This window comes from Actinoplanes sp. NBRC 101535 (assembly GCF_030269225.1).
Classification (GTDB): domain Bacteria; phylum Actinomycetota; class Actinomycetes; order Mycobacteriales; family Micromonosporaceae; genus Actinoplanes; species Actinoplanes rectilineatus.
In genome coordinates this window covers 56,536-74,671 of sequence record NZ_BSSY01000030.1, presented here as the reverse complement: position 1 = coordinate 74,671, position 18,136 = coordinate 56,536, and the positions used below count along the sequence as shown (strand labels likewise).

General features: G+C 70.7%; 15 protein-coding genes. 6 read left to right on the top strand and 9 right to left on the bottom strand.

Translation table 11 applies throughout. The features are described from left to right. Both QSK32_RS43695 and QSK32_RS43690 read left to right on the top strand, forming a co-directional pair. On the top strand, positions 1-200 hold a 200-nt coding region (locus QSK32_RS43695; RefSeq protein WP_285474024.1), incomplete at its 5' end, for a zinc ribbon domain-containing protein. Positions 201-220: 20 nt separating this feature from the next. Then, positions 221-829, top strand: a complete 609-nt coding sequence (locus tag QSK32_RS43690; protein ID WP_285475354.1) for a hypothetical protein — start codon at positions 221-223, stop codon at positions 827-829. Positions 830-856: 27 nt separating this feature from the next. On the opposite strand, the gene QSK32_RS43685 is transcribed toward QSK32_RS43690, so the two are convergent. The 3 genes from QSK32_RS43685 to QSK32_RS43675 form a co-directional block, all read right to left on the bottom strand. Further along, positions 857-1,240 (bottom strand): hypothetical protein, encoded by a 384-nt coding sequence (locus QSK32_RS43685; RefSeq protein WP_245674317.1) that lies wholly within the window; start codon positions 1,238-1,240, stop codon positions 857-859. A gap of 164 nt (positions 1,241-1,404) precedes the next feature. Continuing rightward, positions 1,405-2,193 (bottom strand): SAM-dependent methyltransferase, encoded by a 789-nt coding sequence (locus tag QSK32_RS43680; protein ID WP_285475353.1) that lies wholly within the window; start codon positions 2,191-2,193, stop codon positions 1,405-1,407. A gap of 54 nt (positions 2,194-2,247) precedes the next feature. Continuing rightward, the gene (locus QSK32_RS43675) at positions 2,248-3,846 is read right to left on the bottom strand and encodes a polysaccharide deacetylase family protein (protein ID WP_285475352.1); all 1,599 of its coding nucleotides are present in this window, start codon (positions 3,844-3,846) and stop codon (positions 2,248-2,250) included. 267 nt (positions 3,847-4,113) lie between these two features. Between QSK32_RS43675 and QSK32_RS43670 the strand changes: the two genes are divergently transcribed. Beyond that, positions 4,114-6,960, top strand: coding sequence for a GH92 family glycosyl hydrolase (locus QSK32_RS43670; RefSeq protein ID WP_285475351.1), 2,847 nt, complete (start codon positions 4,114-4,116; stop codon positions 6,958-6,960). A 35-nt stretch (positions 6,961-6,995) separates the two neighbouring features. Continuing rightward, positions 6,996-7,229, top strand: coding sequence for a hypothetical protein (locus tag QSK32_RS43665; protein WP_285475350.1), 234 nt, complete (start codon positions 6,996-6,998; stop codon positions 7,227-7,229). A gap of 83 nt (positions 7,230-7,312) precedes the next feature. On the opposite strand, the gene QSK32_RS43660 is transcribed toward QSK32_RS43665, so the two are convergent. The 5 genes from QSK32_RS43660 to QSK32_RS43640 all read right to left on the bottom strand — a co-directional run bounded on the left by QSK32_RS43660 (position 7,313) and on the right by QSK32_RS43640 (position 15,472). Beyond that, positions 7,313-8,755 carry a PepSY-associated TM helix domain-containing protein gene (locus QSK32_RS43660; RefSeq protein ID WP_285475349.1) on the bottom strand — a complete coding sequence of 481 codons (1,443 nt, stop codon included), beginning with the start codon at positions 8,753-8,755 and terminating at the stop codon, positions 7,313-7,315. A gap of 151 nt (positions 8,756-8,906) precedes the next feature. Continuing rightward, on the bottom strand, positions 8,907-9,935 hold the full coding sequence (locus tag QSK32_RS43655) for a medium chain dehydrogenase/reductase family protein (RefSeq protein WP_285475348.1): 1,029 nt from the start codon (positions 9,933-9,935) through the stop codon (positions 8,907-8,909). Between the two features lie 77 nt (positions 9,936-10,012). Then, positions 10,013-12,736, bottom strand: a complete 2,724-nt coding sequence (locus QSK32_RS43650; protein WP_045747614.1) for a helix-turn-helix transcriptional regulator — start codon at positions 12,734-12,736, stop codon at positions 10,013-10,015. A gap of 178 nt (positions 12,737-12,914) precedes the next feature. Next, positions 12,915-13,466, bottom strand: a complete 552-nt coding sequence (locus QSK32_RS43645; protein WP_083449656.1) for a nuclear transport factor 2 family protein — start codon at positions 13,464-13,466, stop codon at positions 12,915-12,917. A gap of 236 nt (positions 13,467-13,702) precedes the next feature. Next, positions 13,703-15,472 carry an FAD-binding dehydrogenase gene (locus QSK32_RS43640; RefSeq protein WP_285475347.1) on the bottom strand — a complete coding sequence of 590 codons (1,770 nt, stop codon included), beginning with the start codon at positions 15,470-15,472 and terminating at the stop codon, positions 13,703-13,705. Positions 15,473-15,691: 219 nt separating this feature from the next. Between QSK32_RS43640 and QSK32_RS43635 the strand changes: the two genes are divergently transcribed. Further along, positions 15,692-16,576: a sulfotransferase domain-containing protein gene (locus QSK32_RS43635; protein WP_045747616.1), complete on the top strand. Its 885-nt coding sequence runs from the start codon at positions 15,692-15,694 to the stop codon at positions 16,574-16,576. Between the two features lie 60 nt (positions 16,577-16,636). Continuing rightward, on the top strand, positions 16,637-17,260 hold the full coding sequence (locus tag QSK32_RS43630; RefSeq protein ID WP_045747617.1) for a TetR/AcrR family transcriptional regulator: 624 nt from the start codon (positions 16,637-16,639) through the stop codon (positions 17,258-17,260). On the opposite strand, the gene QSK32_RS43625 is transcribed toward QSK32_RS43630, so the two are convergent. Continuing rightward, complete coding sequence (locus tag QSK32_RS43625) at positions 17,206-18,135, bottom strand: CPBP family intramembrane glutamic endopeptidase (protein ID WP_285475346.1); 930 nt, start codon at positions 18,133-18,135, stop codon at positions 17,206-17,208. The genes QSK32_RS43630 and QSK32_RS43625 overlap by 55 nt on opposite strands. Position 18,136: the final 1 nt, after the last annotated feature.

Genomic DNA, 18,136 nt, shown 5'->3' with positions numbered 1-18,136 from the left:
AGTGGAACTGCCCGTGCGGCAGCCACCACGACCGTGACGTCAATGCCGCCATCAACATCAAGGCCGCCGGGCAGGCGGACTTCAACGACCGTCGAGCGCAGGTAAGACCAGGACTTGTCCCGGCACCACGCAGTGAAGCGGTAACCCGCCAGAACGCCGCGCGTGCCACGCGCAGCGTGGCTGGAATCGCCGTCCTTTAGGGCGGCGAGGATGTCAAACAGTGGACTTCACGGTGACCATGAGCGCCACCCTGGCGGGCCGGACATCCGCCCGGACGTACGTCGGCACGGGCGTGGGCGTTCCGGACGGGCACCAGCTGGACCTGGCGATGGAGCTCGTCTCGCCACCCGAAGCGGGCACCCCGCAGCAGGTGATCGCGACGGCCGACCAGGTGTACGTGCGAACCGACCAGGCCGTCCCGCCGACCTGGACCGCATCGCCGCGCCGCGACCCGGGCTCCACCTCGGTCAGCCGCGACCCGTCGACGGTCGACGTGGGGTTCCTCGACCCGGCGACCTACCTGCCCACCGCGGACAGCGACTACGCGCGGACGGTCTACGGCTCCGGCGAACCGTTCGACTTCTCCTGCGAGACGGCCATCACCGGGCCGGGCTCCTGCGAACACCTCGGACTGGACTTCGGGGCGTTCGAGGACTTCGAGGAGGGCTTCGCCGACGTGACCGTGACGCTCGACGACGACGGCCGCCCGGCCGAGATCAAGGCCGACATCCAGGGCAGCGAAACCGGCCGGACCCGGACCGCCCGGGTGCGGGCCACCATGAAGCTGCACGACTACGGCACGAAGGTCACCGTCCAGCCGCCCGTATGACCCCGTCACGATACCGACCGAGGCGGCTCAGGAGTCGGTCACGGAGAGGACAACGGTGCCGCTGGCCGGGTCCAGGTGGACCAGACCGTGGTACTGCGGGGTCCGTACCTCCTCGGCCCACTGCTCACTGGTCTGCCAGGAGGCACCGTCCGGCAGATACTCGCGCAGCCCGGCGTCGAGCGCCGCGTCCCAGCCCTCCTCGGCCGGCTCCCACTCGTAACCTCCGGCCGCCGCCTCCGCCGTCTGTGGCTGCAGCACCATCACCGCCTGGATGGTCGTGTCGGTCGGCCCGGGCACCCGGCTGTCACCGCCGGGTGTCGCCGCCAGCCAGTGCACCTCGGTGAAATCACCGAGCGCCGGGAACCGCTTGACGATCGGTTCCCGGTCGGTCCGGATCGGTGCCGCGCTCACGCTAGTGGCCCGCTCCGCCGGGGTTCCGGCCTCGGCACATCCCGCAACGGCAAGAATCAACGTCAAGATCATTACTTGGGTACGCCTGCGTGCCATCAGATTCCGTCCCCGCAGCCTGCACCGGAAGCGTCGCCGAACAGCTCACGATACCGGCAGGGCGCCGCTCAGCCGATGCGGCCGACGCCGCCGAACAGGTAGACCTCCGGCTCGCCGGAGTCCGGGTCGGGCCGCCAGCGCGAACACGTCACCACGCCGGGCTCCAGCAGGTCCAGGCCGTCGAAGAAGCGTTCGAGTTCGGCCTTCGTCCGGGCGCGGATCGGGGTGCCGCCGCGCTCGGTGGTCTCCCGCATCACCCGCAGCATCGGCTCGCCGTGGATCTCCGCGGTGGAGTGGGTGAGCACCAGGTGGCTGCCCGCGGGCAGGGCCTGCACCAGCCGGGCGACGGCAGCGTACGCCACGTCGTCGTCCATCAGGTGGTTGACGACGCCGAGCAGCATGAGCGCGACCGGCTGGGTGAGGTCGAGGGTCTTGCGGGCGGCCGCGAGGATCGTCTCCGGCTCCCGCAGGTCGGCCTCGACGTAGTCGCAGACACCCTCCGGCGTGCCGGACAGCAGCGCCCGCGCGTGCACCATGACGAGCGGGTCGTTGTCGACGTAGAGCACCCGGCACGCCGGGTCCAGGGACTGCGCGACCTCGTGGGTGTTGTCCGCGGAGGGCAGCCCGGTGCCGACGTCGAGGAACTGGCGGATGCCGGCGTCCTCGACGAGGAACCGGACCACCCGCTTGAGGAACACCCGCTCGGACCGCGCCCCGATCGGGATGTCCGGGATGTGGGCGATCACCTCGTCGCCGGCGGCCCTGTCGACCGCGAAGTTGTCCGTGCCGCCGAGCCAGTAGTTCCAGATCCGGGCCGAATGCGGAACCGTGGTGTCCACTGTGGCGTGTTCGCTCATCCCGGCATTCTCCCGCGCCGCGGGGGCTGTTCCGCAAGGGTTGACCGGGAACGGTCAGGCCAGGGCGACGAACTTCAGCCCCTTCGCCTGGAGCGCGGGGATGACCGTCTTCAGGGCCGCCAGCGTCTGCGAGCGGTCGCCGCCGCCGTCGTGGCAGAGCAGGATCTGGCCGGGCTCGGAGGCGAGCAGACGCTTGACGATCTTTCCGACGCCGGGGCGTGACCAGTCGCGCGGGTCGGTGGTCCAGTCCATCGGGATCATGCCGGCCTGCGAGACCGATTTCGACAGCCCGTCGGACCAGGCGCCGCCGGGCGCACGGAACAGACTCGGCGCGAAATCGGTGGTGCTGTAAATCTTGTCCTGTGCCCGGTGCAGCTCCTTGATCGCCTTGCGGGACGACAGTTCGGCCACGTTGAGCGGGTGGCTCCAGGTGTGGTTCGCGACGTGGTGACCGTCGTTGACCACGTCACGGGCGGTGGACTCGTGACCCAGCACCTGGTTGCCGATCATGCAGAACAGCGCCGGGACGCCGTGTTTCTCCAGCAGGCGCAGGATCGGCGGGGTCCACTCCGGGTGCGGGCCGTCGTCGATGGTCAGGGCGATCGCGTCGGTGGGGAACGGGTCACCCGGCACCATCCTGCGGAAGTCCGCGAGGGTGTGCACCGGAACCTTCATCACCGGCGTCGTCGGCCGGGGCGTGGTCGGCACCGGGGTGGGGCTCTGCGACGGCGGCGGCGGGGGTTCACTGACGGTCAGGTTGGGGGCGGAGGCCCGCGGCTCGTCCCGGCCTGCCAGGGCGGCGATCGTGCCGCCGACCAGGGCGGTGCCGGCCACCGCCGGGATGGCCCAGAGGAGGCGCCGGCGGGTGAGGGGCTTCGCCTGCGGGGGTACGGGGACCGGCGTCTTCGGCGGCGCCGGAAGAGCGATCGTCGGTTCGGCCGGCGGCGGCGCCACGGTCGTGACGGACCGCTGCTTCGGCACGGTGAACAGCCGCTCCGGCTTGGGCGGGGCGGGCATGGCGACGGTCGGCTCGTCCGACTCCACCGGAGGCGCCGGCCGCGGCTTCGGCAGCGCGACCGTAGGTTCGGCCTCCACCTTGGGCGGAATCGCCATCGCAACCGTCGGCTCCGCCTCGACGCTGGGCGGAATCGGCATGGCCACCGTCGGCTCCGCCTCCACCTCGGCGGGAATCGCCATGGCCACCGTCGGCTCTGCCTCCACCTCGGCAGGGATCGCCATGGCTACCGTCGGCTCCGCCTCGGCAGGGACCGCCATCGCGACCGTGGGCTCCGCCTCAGCCTCGGGCCGGGTCGTCAGGGCGACCGTGGGCTCCGAGTCCGGCGCGGGCCGGGGCGAGGGCAGCACGACGGTCGGCTCCGGCACCTCCTCCTCCGAAGGAGCGGCCGGCGGCTCGGGCACCTTCTCCGCCGAAGGAGCGGCCGGCGGCTCGGGCTCGGCCGACGCCGTCAGATTGACGGTGGGTTCCGATTCCCCCGCCTCCGAGCCGGCCTCCGACGAGGACGCCGCGGACAGATCGACTGTCGGCTCGGAGCCCGCCGTCGGAGCGGCCGGCAACAGGACCGTGGGCTCGGCCGGCTCATCGGTTCCGGACGTGCCGCTCTCGGCTGCTGGGGTGGGCTTATCGGTGTTCATCGGTCGGATTCTCTCGCCCGCGGTCAAATCGGTCGTCATCACTGTCTCACCAACGAACCGCCCCGCGCCGGCAGCACCCGACGACCTCACCTGGGGCGGGAACAGCAAGTGATCATGCGATCACCACCTCGACCGCCCCGCCCCCATGTCGATCACAACAGTCGGCAACCAGTGGCGTTCGTCACACTCATGATTGACACATCGAAGAAGATCGAACAAGGTTGTTTCCAGTAAGTGACCGGCATCGATGTCGCTACTGGGGGATGCGTGTTCGGACTCCGTACTGTCGCCGTGGCCCTGGGCACCGCCCTCACCGTCACGATCGGCGCCGCCGCAGCTCACGGCGCCGCACTGCCACTCGTCGACGACCCGGCCGGGTACGTCGACCCGTTCATCGGCACGACGAACCTCGGCAACACGTACCCGGGAGCGGTCACCCCGTTCGGCATGCTGGCCTGGAGCCCGCAGACCTCCCGCGGCACCCAGATCTCCACCCCGGCCCCGGGCGGCTACCAGTACACCGCCACCCGGATCCGCGGCTTCAGCCTCACCCACCTCAGCGGCGTCGGCTGCTCCGGCGCCAACGGTGACATCCCGGTCATGCCGCAGGTCGGCGACATCACCACGTCACCCACCGCGGACGCCACCGACGCCGTGTACGCCAGCACGTTCGCGCACGCCGACGAGGCCGCCCGGCCGGGCTACTACGCCGTCGGCCTGGACAGCGGCGCGGGCGCCGAACTGACCGTGACCCCGCGGACCGGCTCCGGACGGTTCACCTTCCCCGCGGAGCAGACGGCCAGCCTGCTGTTCCGGACCTCGATGTCGGAGACCGGCAGCGAGGACGCGACGGTGCACATCGACCCTGCCACCCGTACCGTGACCGGGTCGGTCAGCGCCGGCAACTTCTGCGGGCCGCAGAGCACGAACAACAGTCACGCGTACTACACGCTGCACTTCGTCGCCGTCCTCGACCAGCCGTTCGCAACGACCGGCACCTGGCAGGACAGCGTGCTCACCCCAGGCGGCACCGACGCGAGCGGCGGTAGCGGATACAGCGCCACCGGACGGCCCGTCGCGGGCAAGGGCTCCGGCGGGTACGTGACGTTCGCACCCGGCACGACCAGCGTCGGGATGCGCGTCGCGATCTCGTACGTCAGCCTGGACGGCGCCCGCGCCAACCTGGCGAAGGAGAACGGCAACCGCAGTTTCGACACGATCGCGGTCGCCGCCCGGAAGGCCTGGACCGAGCGACTGAGAAGGATCGCGATCGGCGGCGGCACCGAGGCGCAACGCCGCACGTTCTACACCGCGCTGTACCACGCACAGCTCGAACCGACGCTGACCAGCGACGTCACCGGCCGGTACATGGGTGCCGACGACACCGTACACACCCTGAGCGCCGGCCAGAAGGCGCAGTACGGCACGTTCTCCGGCTGGGACGTCTATCGCGCGCAGGTGCAGTTGCTGACCATGCTGGACCCGGTCATGGCCGGGGATTTCGCCCAGTCGCTCTACAACTATGCCGGTCAGCGCGACGGCGAATGGGACCGCTGGCTGCTGCAGCACGGCAAGACCGCCGTCATGTCCGGTGACCCGTCGGCAGCCGCCGTCGCGGCCATCCACGCCTTCGGCGCCCGGAACTTCGACGTCCGCGGTGCCTTCGATTCTCTGGTACGCGCCGCGACCGTCCCCACCGCGAACGACTCCAGCGACGCCGGGTGCAACGTCGAGTGCGTCGGGCAGCGTCCCGCCCTCGACAAGTACCTGGAACTGGGTTACGTCCCGGCCGACGACTGCCACTGCTGGGGTGGCGCGGCCGAGACCCTGGAGGACGCGGCCGCCGACTACGGTCTGTCCCGGCTGGCCAAGGCTCTCGGCGACGACGCGAACGAGCGGCTCTTCCTGGACCGATCGCACAACTGGCGCAACGTGTTCGACCCGGCCGCCGTGGCGGATCCCGGCCTGGCCCACAACGTCCGCGAGAAGATCGCCACGATCACCGCGAGCGGCGAGAACGCCCCCTCCGAGGGCAAGGTCCAGGCCTTCGACGGCGACAAGGGCACCAAGTGGCTCACCTTCGCCACCACCGGCTGGATCCAGGCGCAACTTCAAGAGCCACACACCATCACGGGGTACGCGCTGACGTCAGCCAACGACGTCCCCGGCCGTGACCCGCGCAGCTGGGAACTGCTGGGCAGCGCCGACGGCGTCACGTGGGAGGTGGTCGACGCGCAGAACGGGCAGGCCTTCACCCAGCGGGGGCAGACCCTCGAGTACCCGGTGGCCGACCCGAAGCCGTACCTCTACTACCGCCTGAACGTGACGGCCAACGGTGGCGAGCCGATCGTGCAGCTCGGCGAGCTGGAGCTGGCCGACCCGGCGGTGGCGACCCCGGCACCGCCGGACGGGCCGTACACCGGCTGGATGCGGGACCGGTACGCCGACGGGACCTGGGCGCCCGGCTTCAGCCCGTCCACCGGCACCGGTTTCGTCGAGGGCAGCAGCGCCCAGTACACCTGGATGGTCTACTCCGACGTGCTCGGGCTGGCCGATGCGATGGGCGGCACCGCGAAGGCGGCCGAACGGCTGGACGCCTTCTTCCGCAAGGCCGACGGGTCGTTCGACCTGAGCGCCACGAGCAGCACGCGGTTCGACGCGACCAACGAGCCGGATATTCAGACGCCGTACCTGTACAACTACTTCGGGCAGGCGTACAAGACACAGGAGACGGTCCGCGCGATCCTCGACGGCAAGTGGGGTGACGGCACCGGCGGCATCCCCGGCAACGACGACGCCGGGACGATGAGCGCCTGGTACGTCTTCTCCGCCCTGGGCCTGTACCCGACCGTCCCGACCCGTGCCGAACTGGCACTGACCACGCCGCTGTTCCCCCGCGCCGTCGTCCACCTGGCCGGTGGGCGGTCGCTGACCATCGACGCCCCCGGCGACGGCCGGTACGTGCGGGACCTGCGCCTGGACGGCAGGCCCCGGACCAAGGCCTGGCTTCCGGCGACGGCGGTGCGGACCGGAGGTTCGCTCGTCTACACCCGGTCCGCGACACCGAGCCTCACCTGGGGTTCCGGGCCGGCCGACGCTCCCCCGCAGAACTAGACACGCTTCGTGGCCAGGGTGCGAAGCCCGCCCGCGTGGTGATTTCAGGCGCGCTGGACGCCCCAATTCACCACACCGATGGGGGTGTGGTGAATACGGGCGCGCTGAACGCCCCAAATCACCACACCCGTGGCGGTGTGGTGAATACGGGCGCGCTGAACGCCCCAAATCACCACACCCGTGGCGGTGTGGTGAATACGGGCGCGCTGCACGCCCCAAATCACCACACCCGTGGCGGTGTGGTGAATACGGGCGGCCTGGGCGCCTGAAGTCACCACGCGGGCGGGCTTCGCGCCCGGACCACGAAACGTGTTCAGCGGCCGGGCGACCTTCGATATCTGATCTGAACCGGTCAGCTGCCCGCTGGAGCCGGGGACACCGGAATCTGCGGCCTCCTGCGGCGGCGAACCTCGCTGGTGATCAGGTCGATGGCGAGGAAGGCGGCGAGGGGGATGCCGAACAGCGGCAGGGCCCATCCGAGGCCGAAGATCAGTGGGCCGCCGACGACGATGGCCCAGGTGGGCAGCGCCTGCCAGGCGCCGGGGCCGACCGGCGGAGCACCCACCGGGGCGCGACGGTCGGCGCGGGTGGGGCGGCGCTGCCACCACATGCGATAGCCCCAGACGATCAGGGTGACCAGGCCGAGAGCGAGGGCCGCCAGGACGATCTGGTTGGCGATGCCGAACAGCAGGCCCATGTGGGCGTTGACGCCCCAGCTGGTGAGTTTGGCGAGGAACGGCCAATCGGCGAAGTCGACCCGGTCGACGACCGTGCCGCTCGCGTCGACGGCGACGCTGTCCAGGCGCACCGGCCAGAGGCTGTCGTTCTGGGTGACGGTCCAGGCACTGGCGGCGTCGGCTGGCGGGGTGACCGCCAGGGGGCCGTCGAGTCCGGCGTCACGCGCACCGGCCAGGACCGTGTCGACGGCGAACGGGTCGACCGGGGCGGTGACGGCCGCACCGCCGTGGTGGCCGGCGGCCGGGGCGGCGTCGATGCTGGTGGTGACGTAGGGACGGTTGCCCTTCACCTCGTCGAGGACCGCCGAGAAGTTGGCGCCGGCCCGGTCGGACCAGGTCAGGCCGGTGGCCGAGAGGATCAGCATGCCGAGCGCCACCCACAGGCCGAGAGCGCCGTGCCAGCTGCGGGTGCGGCGGACACCCTTCTTCGCGGCCAGATCCGGGGCGAGCAGGCGGCGGGCGGTGCGCTTCGCCTTGTTGCGCCGCCACCACAGGGCCACGCCGCCGAGGGCGAGGATCCACAGCCAGCTCGCGGCGAACTCCGAGTAGAGCGTGCCGGTCGATCCGAGGTGCAGGTCCCGGTGGAACTGGTCCAGCCAGGTGTTCAGCGGGGTCGCACCCCACCAGGTGGTGAGTTGGCCGGTGACCGCACCGGTGTACGGGTCGACGTAGACGGTGTGCGCCAGTTCGGCCGCTTCGTCGAGCCCCGGGGAGGAGAAGTCGACCTGGGTGGTGGCGGTACCTTCGCTCACGCGTACCCCCAGGAGGTCTCCGTCGGGATGCGTGGCGCGCGCCGCGGCGATCTGCTCGGCCACCGGCAGGGTCGCGTCCCCCACCGAGGAGACCGTCAGCTCGGAGCTGTAGACGATCTTGTCCAGAGTGGGCACCAGGGTGAACAGGAAGCCGGTGCCGGCCGCGATCAGGATGAACGGTGCGACCAGGATGCCGGCGTAGAAGTGCAGGCGCAGCAGCAGAGGGCCGAAGCTGGTGCGGGGACGAGCGGGTCCGGCCGGCGGTGACGGTACGTCGGTCGTGGCGGGATCGGCGATGGTGGACATGGGCTCCTCGTTCGGGCACCGGTGGGGGTTGCTGGTTGGTCGCCGGTGCCCGCCGAAAAGTTCCCGCCTTCTGTGTCGGCCGTCACGGGCGACGGGTGCGACGCCTGGACTTCGAGCCGGTGGTGATGCTCTACGCGATACCCGCTGCCGGTCAGAGGGAGTCGGGGACCAGGACCACCTTGCCCGCCGCGGCACCGGACTCGGCGAATCGGAGCGCTTCGGCGACCTGCGAGAGCGGAAACGCCCGGGCGATCCGGGCGGTGATCTCGCCGGCGGCGAGCTGCTGGAAGACCGCTTCCAGGTCGGCCCGCAGCTCGGCACGGTAGCGGTCCGGGTTCGTCCGGCGGCCGGCCCAGAGGTCGAAGAACGTCGCCGACCGTCCGTTCGGCAGCGCGGTCCAGAGCATGAGCTGGGCGATCAGGCCGAGAACCGGCAGCCGTGGGTTACCGGCGTCGTCGCGGGTCGAGGCCGAACCGTAGGAGACCAGAACCCCGCCGTGCGCGAGCATCGCCCACGAGTCCCGGATTCCGGGGCCACCCACGTGGTCGAAGACGGCCGCGACACCGTTCGGTGCGAGCTGCGCGACCTGCGCGCCGACGTCACCGTGGCGGTCGACCGGGGTGGCGCCGAGTTCCCGTACGTAGGGGAAGTGCCGTGCCGACACGACCCCCAGCACCTGGATGCCGAGGACGCGGGCCATCTGGACCAGCAGGGAGGCGACCCCACCGTTGGCGCCCAGCACGACAACCGTGTCGCCCCGCGTTGCTTTCGTGCGGGCGAGCATGCGGCGTGCGGTGACGCCGTTGACGATGACGGCCTCCGCCTCGGCCGCGCTGAGCCCGTCCGGCACCGGAACGAGGTCGGCGACCGGCAGCACGAGACGGTCGGCCCAGCCACCTATCTTCGTCAGGGCGGCGACCCGGCGTCCGACCAGGGCGGAGCCGTCGCCGGTGTCGTCGCCGACGCTCTCCACCACGCCGACGACGTCATAGCCGGGGACGAAGGGATACGGCGGCTGGTCGTAGTACTTGCCGCGGCGCATCTGCTGTTCCGCGAACGAGACGCCGCTCGCCTCCATCCGGATCAGGGCCTGCCCGCGGCCGGCCGGCGGTGTCGGCCGGGTGCGCAGAGCCAGGCCCTCCGGCTCGACGGCCCCCGGCAGTTCCACTTCAGTAATCACGATTGCTCCTCTTCGTCCGCGGGTCATCTGCTGTGCTGATCCTGCGCCGGAGGAGGAGCGCGTCGCGTCAGCAAGAATTACGTAGTCGGCGTGGTAGGCGGTCGCAGGGGCAGCTCACGGAGCTGACGGCGTGAGGAGATGTTGAGCTTGCGGTAGATGTTGCGCAGGTGCGCGTCGATCGTCCGGGGGCTGAGGAACAGCGTGGCGGCGACCTCCTTCGACGTCGCGCCGGCGGAAACCTTGCCGGCGATGAGGACCTCCTGGTCGGTCAGGGAGCTGAGGGGGTCGGCACCGGCACGTCGTGGATGTTCCCCGGTCGCGAGGAGTTCGCGGGCCGCCCGTTCGGCGAAGGCCCGTGCACCGATCGCCGACAGCAGTTCGTGGGCCGCCCGGAGCTCGACGCGCGCCTCGGCACGACGGCCGGCCCGGCGCAGCCATTCGCCGTAGACGAGACGGCTGCGCGCGTAGAAGGCTCGCAACTCGGTCCGGGCGAACTGATCGACGGCACCGCGGTACAGCTTCTCCGCTTCCGGTCCGGTCGTGACGAGGGCCTGGGCACTCAGGTCGCCCCCGACCGCCCACGGGGACGGGTTCGCCCGGGCCAGTGCCGCCAGCCAGCGTACGGCCAGGTCGGCCTGGTCCGGCTGTCCCGATCGCGCGGCGGCCTCGACCAGTTCCAGCTGCGTACCCCAGATGATGTACGAGCCCTGCTGCTGCCGGTGTTGTGCGGCCAGGGCGGCGTCGAGTGCCGCCTGGTAGTCGCCGAGCCCGTTACGCAGGACCGCGGTGGCGTAGTACTCGGCGGTGAACTCGAAGGTGCCGACCCGGCTGCGCAGCATCTCGCCCAGTCCGCGGTACCGGTCGGCGTCGCCGCTCCACGCGGTGAGCAGCAGCTCCGCGCCGGCGAGGCTGACCGTGCCGGCTGCCTCGTCGATCGCCCGGGCCTCGCCCAGGCAGGCGGCCGCGTCGTCGAACCGGCCGACCGCTGTCCGGGCGATCGTCTGGTAGCGCAGTGCCTGCGGCAGGATCGCGAAAGCACCCTGTCCGCGGGCGAGCTGGACCTGCCGGTCGGCGATCTCGGTCATCGACTCGTCGTCACACAGATCCAGGCACAACTGGCAGACGAGTTCCATCCACCACGGGTTCGCGGTCGAGGTCCTCGCCTGTTCACGGACCGCGGCCACCGCACGGATCATCGCCGGGACCGCATCCTGGACGGGTAGCAGGATCTGGTCGACGAGGGCGTCGAGGAGGAGATCGACCGGCCGGGCCGGCTCCCGGCGTGGTGCCTGCTCCCGGATGCGAACGGCGAGTTCACGGAGCCGGCCGGGGACGTTGTCGTTGAACATGAACGACGCGAACGCCTCGAGATAGGTCTCCCGGGCCTGGTCGGTGCCGAGGTCGGCGGCGGCGTCGGCGAGCGCGGCCGCCGCCTGCGGGCTGCGCGTGATATGAAAGTCGATCAGGGCCCGCAGCAGGCGTACAGCCGCGCGTTCCGGCGCTTCGAGGGTCCGCCGCTCGACCTCGTCCACCAGGCGCCCGGCCTCGGCCGGTGCGCCCGCTCGCAGCCGGAGCCGGGCGCCCTCGATCAGCCGGCGAGCCTGGCCGGACGGCTCGGGGGTCAGCCGTCCGGCCCGTTCCAGGAACGCGGCCGCGGCGACGAGGCCGCCGCGGCGCTGAGCCCGGTCGGCGGACTGCTCCAGTTCGAGGGCGACCTCCTCGTCACTCTCGGCGACCGCGTTGGCCCGATGCCAGGCCCGGCGGTCCGGATCGATGCTCATATCGGTCGCCTTCGCCAGGGCCGCGTGCGCCTGACGCCGTAGGCCCGGGGTGACCGACCGGTAGACGGCCGACCGCACCAGCGGATGCCGGAAATGGACCCGGGGCCCGAGCACGACGAGCCCTTCGTCCTCGGCGCGTTCCAGCGCGGACGTCCGCAGTCCCCGGATCACCGCCGCCCGGCGCAGCAGGCCGAGGTCGCCGAGCGGCTCCGCCGAGGCGAGCACGACGATGGCCTGTGCCTCCGGGGGCAGCTGCCGGAAGCGGCGGATGAACCGGTCCTCCAGGGCGTGCACGACGGTGGAACCGGGTCGTACGTCCGTCCCCGGCAGTCCCATCGATCCCGCGTACCGGGCGAACTCCAGCAGCGCCAACGGATTGCCGGCGGCTTCGGCGAGGACCCGGTCGAGGACCACCTCGTCCAGGCCGGACAGGTTCATCGACCTGAGCAGGTCGTGGGCCTCGCCGTTGTTCAGAGGACCGACCGTGAGGTGGGTGAGGGAGCCGAGTTCGGGCACCGACGCGGCCTCCCGCGCGGCGAACAACAGCACGACGCGCTCGGCACCGATCCGGCGCGCGATGAAGGACAACGCGTTCCGCGAGCCTTGGTCCATCCATTGGACGTCGTCGAGCACGCAGCACACCGGCTGGTCACGTGCCGCGACGCTGAGAAGGCCCAGCACGGCCAGGCCGACCAGCAGCGGGCTCGGCGCGGGCCCGGCGCCGAGCCCGAAGACCGTCTCGACGGCGAGCCGCTGGGGATCGGGAAGGTCGTGACGCCGTTCCAGGACCGGCGCGCAGAGCTGATGCAACGCCGCGTATGGCAGGTCGCTCTCGAACTCCGTGCCACCGGCGCGGAGGACCAGCCATTCCCGCACCGACCCCATCGCAGCCTCGATCAGGGCTGACTTCCCGATCCCCGCTTCGCCGAGCAGCAGGACAGCCGCTCCGTCACCGCGTGAGCCGGCCTCCGTGATCCGACGGAGCTCGACCGACTCGGACTGACGGGCGACCAGTCGCATGACACCGACCTCTCGTTGCGACCCGAACACGGGCCGAAGTTATGGTTCCTAACTTGAGTTAGGCACCATAACTGAGGGAAGGTAGTCAGGCCGTACATCGATGTCAAGATCGCGAAAGGCGGCCGCCGAGCGAAGCCGGACGGCCACCTCATCGATCCACGGGGGCGAAGACGTGAATTCAGGAGGGCTGCGGCGGCGTCCAGTCCGCGGGCAGACCAGACTGGGCGAGCACCGCGGCCAGGTTGTAGTAGTCCGTGTCGCTGGCGATGAGCCCACCGCGGAGTTCCAGAATGGTCGTGGTGGGCACCGCGAACGGCTTGGGCGCCCCGAAGAGCTTCCCCGAGTAGACCGCTTCGATCGCGACCCGGTCGCCGCTACGGAACGCCTGCTTCACCTCGATGCGCACATCCGAGATGAGCAGATCCGTACGCTCCTTCCAGCCGGCGATCTCGGCCTTCCCGGTGGCGGTGAACCCGATGGCGTTGTCGGTGTACGTGGCGTCCTTGGTGAAGAGCCGCGCCAGCCGCTGGGGGTCGCTGCCGTTCCAGGCGGCCGCCCACGCCGAGGCCACGGCCGGCACCTGCTGGTGGTGCGCACCGCTGCTCGCGTGCTTGGCGGTCGACGTGTCAGCCGCCGAGGCGGCGGTGCTCACGACAGCGCCCGCCCCCACCGTGGCGGCCAGGACGGCGCCCGCGACGGCGATCCGGCGGGAGATACGAGGAACAGACATGGCTGATTCTCCTTGAGCTGCGGGTGACGGGCTGCGGTCGCGCTGATCCGCGCGGTGCCGCGCCGGTCCGTTTGACGTGATTGAGCATCCCCGGCCCACGGCGCTCTCCGCGTAGGTAGAAACCACCTATTCGCGGTACCGAGGAGGGCTGTGGCGGTTCTCCCGAATCTCGTCTGCGTGTGCACGACCGCACCCGGGCCGCCGTCGTCACCCACGACAGCGGCCTGTTCCACCGATCAGAGGGCGGCGGCCGCGGCCCGGCCCGCCTGGCGTCCGGAGAAGAGGCAGCCGCCGAGGAAGGTGCCCTCCAACGAGCGGTACCCGTGCACTCCCCCGCCGCCGAAGCCGGCCACCTCGCCGGCCGCGTACAGGCCGGGGATCGCCTTGCCGGCCGCGTCCAGGACCTGTCCCTGCAGGTTGGTCTGCAGCCCGCCCAGCGTCTTGCGGGTCAGGATGTTCAGTTTCACCGCCACCAGCGGGCCCTTGGCCGTGTCCAGGATGCGGTGGGCCGATGCGGTGCGGCTGATCTGGTCGCCCAGGTAGGTCAGCGCGTTGCGGATCCCCATCACCTGGGCGTCCTTGCTGAAGTTGTTGGTGATCTCCCGGTCCCGGGCCTCGATCTGCGCCTTCAGGGACTCCAGCTTGATCAGGTTGGAGCCGGCCACCCGGTTCATCCCGGTGACCAGTTCGGGAAGCGTGTTCGCCTTGACGAAGTCGGCACCGTACTGCTGGAACTTGCGGATCGGTTCGGGGGTCTGCCAGATCCGGGACAGCAGCAGCCAGATGTCCTTGTTCGTCAGGTCGGGGTTCTGTTCCGAGCCGGAGAGTGCGAACTCCTTGTCGACGATCTCCTGGGTGGCCACGAACCAGGAGTAGTCGTATCCGCTGCCGGTGATGGTGCCGAGGGTGTGCAGCGTGTCGTATCCGGGCCAGTCCGGTGCGGACAGCCGTCTCCCGGTGGCGTCGAACCACATCGAGGACGGGCCGGGCAGGATGCGGATGCCGTGGCCGGGCCAGATCGGGTCCCAGTTGCGCAGGCCCTCGGTGTAGTGCCACATCCGGTCCGGGTTGACGATCCGGGCGCCGGCCGCTTCGCTGATCGCCAGCATCCGGCCGTCGACGTGCGCCGGAACGCCGGTGATCATGGCGGCCGGGGCCTTGCCGAGGCGGGCCGGCCAGTTGCGGCGGATCAGGTCGTGGTTGGCGCCGATGCCGCCGGAGGTCACGATGACGATCGGGGCGTTCAGCTGGAAGTCGCCGGTCACCGTGCGCGAGCTGGGTTCTCCGCGGGCTGCCGTCGACGGTTCCAGAACGGCACCGCGCACGCCGGTGACCGCGCCGTTGGTGGTCACCAGTCCGTCGACCCGGTGGCGGAACTTGAACACCACCTTGCCGGCTGCCACACCGGCCCGGACCTTCTTCTCGAACGGTTCCATCACGGCCGGCCCGGTGCCCCAGGTGACGTGGAAGCGGGGCACCGAGTTGCCGTGCCCGTCGGCCAGGCCACCACCGCGTTCCGCCCAGCCGACCGCCGGGAACCACTGCATGCCCAGGCCGGCCAGCCACGAGCGCTTCTCGCCGGCGGCGAACTCGACGTAGGCCCGCGCCCACTTGGCGGCCCAGTGGTCCTGGCCGGTGGGGTCGTCGACGCCGCGGTCGAAGCCGGCGGTGCCGAGCCAGTCCTGCCACGCCAGGTCGAACGAGTCCTGCACGCCCATCAGCCGCTGCTCGACCGAGTCGACGAAGAACAGTCCGCCGAACGACCAGAACGCCTGCCCGCCGAGGCTCGCCTCCGGTTCCTGGTCGAGCAGCAGGACCTTGCGGCCGGCCGCGACCAGTTCCGACGTGGCGACCAGTCCGGCGAGTCCGTGCCCGACGACGATCGCGTCGGCGTCGGTGGCCGCGTAGGCCGGTGCGGCTTTCGCGATGACCGCGCCGGCGGCCACACCGCCCGCCACGGTCAATGCCGTTCGCCGGGTGATCCCGGACGATGCCGCCTCTTCCATGCGCCCTCCCGGTGCTCGGATGGGAACAAAGGAGAACAAGCGCGCCGGTGCCCGCGATAGTCGCTCACCGCCAAAACCCGCGGTGGCCGTTGTGCGCGATCACCAGCCGGACAGATCGACCATCGTTCACCCCGTATTCATTGACAGTCTTGTAACATCCGTCAACAGATCCGTTGCGAGATGCCCCGACCGCCCACCCCCAGAGGACGAGTCCGGACGATGCTCAAACGCTCAGTCATGTATGCCAAACAGCACGCCCCGGAATCCCTGCGGGTCCTGGCCCGCCGGGCGATGCTCGAGTCGCACAACGCCCGCCTGCGGCTGTTCACGCCGGTGGAGTCCCCCTGCGAGTTCACGAACATCTACCACTGCGCGGTCCGCAAGACCGCCAGTCAATGGATGAAGGCGCTGTTCAGCGACCCGATCGTCTACCGGCGGTCCGGCCTGCTCACCTACGACCCGCGTTTCTACGGCCACGACTGGAACGAGCCGTGGGTCTGTCCACCACGACGTATCGCGCTGTCGCTGTTCATCTCCCGCAAACGGTTCGAGAAGCTGCCGAAGCCGGCCGGGCATCGCGCGTTCTTCGTCTTCCGCGACCCCCGCGACATGGTCGTCTCCAGCTACTTCTCCACCCGCGACTCGCACGCGCCGATGGGCGACGTCCTCGAGGTACGCCGGGAACTGCGTGCCCGTTCGGAGAAGGACGGCCTGCTCCACCTGATCGACGACCTGGCGGCGAAGGGCCGGTTCCGGTCCCTGCGGTCCTGGGTGGCCGGGCCGGACACCGGCACGATCCGCCTGTTCCGGTACGAGGACCTGACCGGTGACGAGCAGGCCGCGTCGGTCGACCGGCTGATGCGGCACTGCGGGATCACCCTGCCGCCGGACGAGATGGCCACCCTGCTCGACCGGTACTCGTTCCGCCGGATGGACGAACGGAAACGGACCGGCGGGGTGTCGCACTACCGCAAGGGCGAGGCCGGTGACTGGCGGCGCCACTTCGACGACGACATCGCCGAGGCCTTCGACCGGGCCACCGGCAACCTGGTCGGGCTGCTCGGGTACCCGTCCTACGATCAGGCCATGGCCGACCGGACCTGAGACCGGCGCGGCATCCCGCTGGCACTACAGTCGGTCCCAGGGCGACCAGGGAGGGCCGACGTGACCGAAAGGGATGCCGCGCGGACACAGTCCGAGATCCTCGAGGTCGCCACCGGCGAGTTCGCCGACAAGGGGTATGCGGGCGCCCGCGTCGACGAGATCGCGGCGAAGACCCGCACCACCAAGCGGATGATCTACTACTACTTCGGCAGCAAGGAGAAGCTGTACATCTCCGTGCTGGAGCGGGCCTACACCGGGATCCGGGAGCGGGAGCGCCAGGTCGACGTCGAGCACCTGGACCCGGCCGACGCGATCCGCCGGGTGGCCGCGCTGACCTTCGACCACCACGAGTCGCACCCCGACTTCATCCGCCTGGTCAGCATCGAGAACATCCACCACGCCCGGCACATCACCCGGTCCGCGATCCTGGCCGGCCTGGCGAACCCGGCGCTGGAGACGCTGACCCGGATCCTGGAACGCGGGCACGCCACCGGACGGTTCCGCGGCGGCGTCGACCCGATCGACGTCCACATGCTGATCAGTTCGTTCTGCTTCTTCCGGATCGCGAACCGGCACACCTTCCACGCGATCTTCCAGCGGGACATGCTCGATCCGGAGCGCCGCGAGCACTACCGCGCCATGATCGGCGACATCGTGCTGGAGTACGTGACCTCGGGCGCCTGAGCCGTCTCGGTGTCGGTCCGGCGCCGGTGCATCCAGAGGATCACCGCGGCGTACGCGAGAAGCACCGGCACGTCCACCGCCACCATCTGCCACGGCATGTCGGCCGCCGTCTCGTCCAGGCCGAGCTGACCGAACGCCGCGGCCAGGCCGGCGCTGACCAGGTTGTTCATCACGTGCAGGGCGATCGCCGCCTCGAGTCCACCGGTCCGCACGGTCAGGTATCCGGCGACCACGCCGAACACCACCAGGTCGGCGAAGCCCCACGGGGTGCCCCAGCCGTGCAGCGCCGCGAAGACCAGCGCCTGCACCGCGATCGGCAGCCACGGCGACCGGAACCAGACGCCCAGGGCCTGCACCAGCCAGCCGCGGCAGACGTACTCCTCGGCGGCCGCCTGCACCGGCACCACCAGCAGCAGCACGCCCATCGCGGTCAGGAACGGCATCCAGCCGGCCAGCGCATCGTCCATGCCGATGTCCTCGCCGGTCGTCCCGGCCAGGGTCAGGCCCCCGGCCATGAACAGTACGATCGCCGCCAGTGCCACCGGCAGGCAGGCCAGCAGCCACCGCCACCGGAGCCGCCCGGTCACCGAGGAGAGCGTCCCGGCCGGGCGCCGCTGGATCCAGCGGGCGGCCAGCAGGGTGAGCGGCAGCATGATCGCCACGCTCAGGAACCCGAACGCCAGGTCCGGCAGTTCCCCGAAGGTCGGCATGCCGTCCGCGTCCTCGGGGCGGCCGGCGATGAGGGCGGCGAGGGCGATGGCCAGTACCGCCCCCACGACCAGCACCGCGGTGGAGGCGGCGATGAACAGCGTGCCCAGCACGGGACGCCACCAGCGGTGGGCCTCGGTACGGGCGAGGCGGTGATAGTTCGACATG

Coding starts and splice junctions, on each gene's coding strand:
- QSK32_RS43635 (WP_045747616.1), top strand. CDS start 15,692: ATGCTCAAACGCTCAGTCATGTATGCCAAACAGCACGCCCCGGAATCC.
- QSK32_RS43650 (WP_045747614.1), bottom strand. CDS start 12,736: ATGCGACTGGTCGCCCGTCAGTCCGAGTCGGTCGAGCTCCGTCGGATC.
- QSK32_RS43640 (WP_285475347.1), bottom strand. CDS start 15,472: ATGGAAGAGGCGGCATCGTCCGGGATCACCCGGCGAACGGCATTGACC.
- QSK32_RS43680 (WP_285475353.1), bottom strand. CDS start 2,193: ATGAGCGAACACGCCACAGTGGACACCACGGTTCCGCATTCGGCCCGG.
- QSK32_RS43625 (WP_285475346.1), bottom strand. CDS start 18,135: ATGTCGAACTATCACCGCCTCGCCCGTACCGAGGCCCACCGCTGGTGG.
- QSK32_RS43660 (WP_285475349.1), bottom strand. CDS start 8,755: ATGTCCACCATCGCCGATCCCGCCACGACCGACGTACCGTCACCGCCG.
- QSK32_RS43645 (WP_083449656.1), bottom strand. CDS start 13,466: ATGTCTGTTCCTCGTATCTCCCGCCGGATCGCCGTCGCGGGCGCCGTC.
- QSK32_RS43675 (WP_285475352.1), bottom strand. CDS start 3,846: ATGAACACCGATAAGCCCACCCCAGCAGCCGAGAGCGGCACGTCCGGA.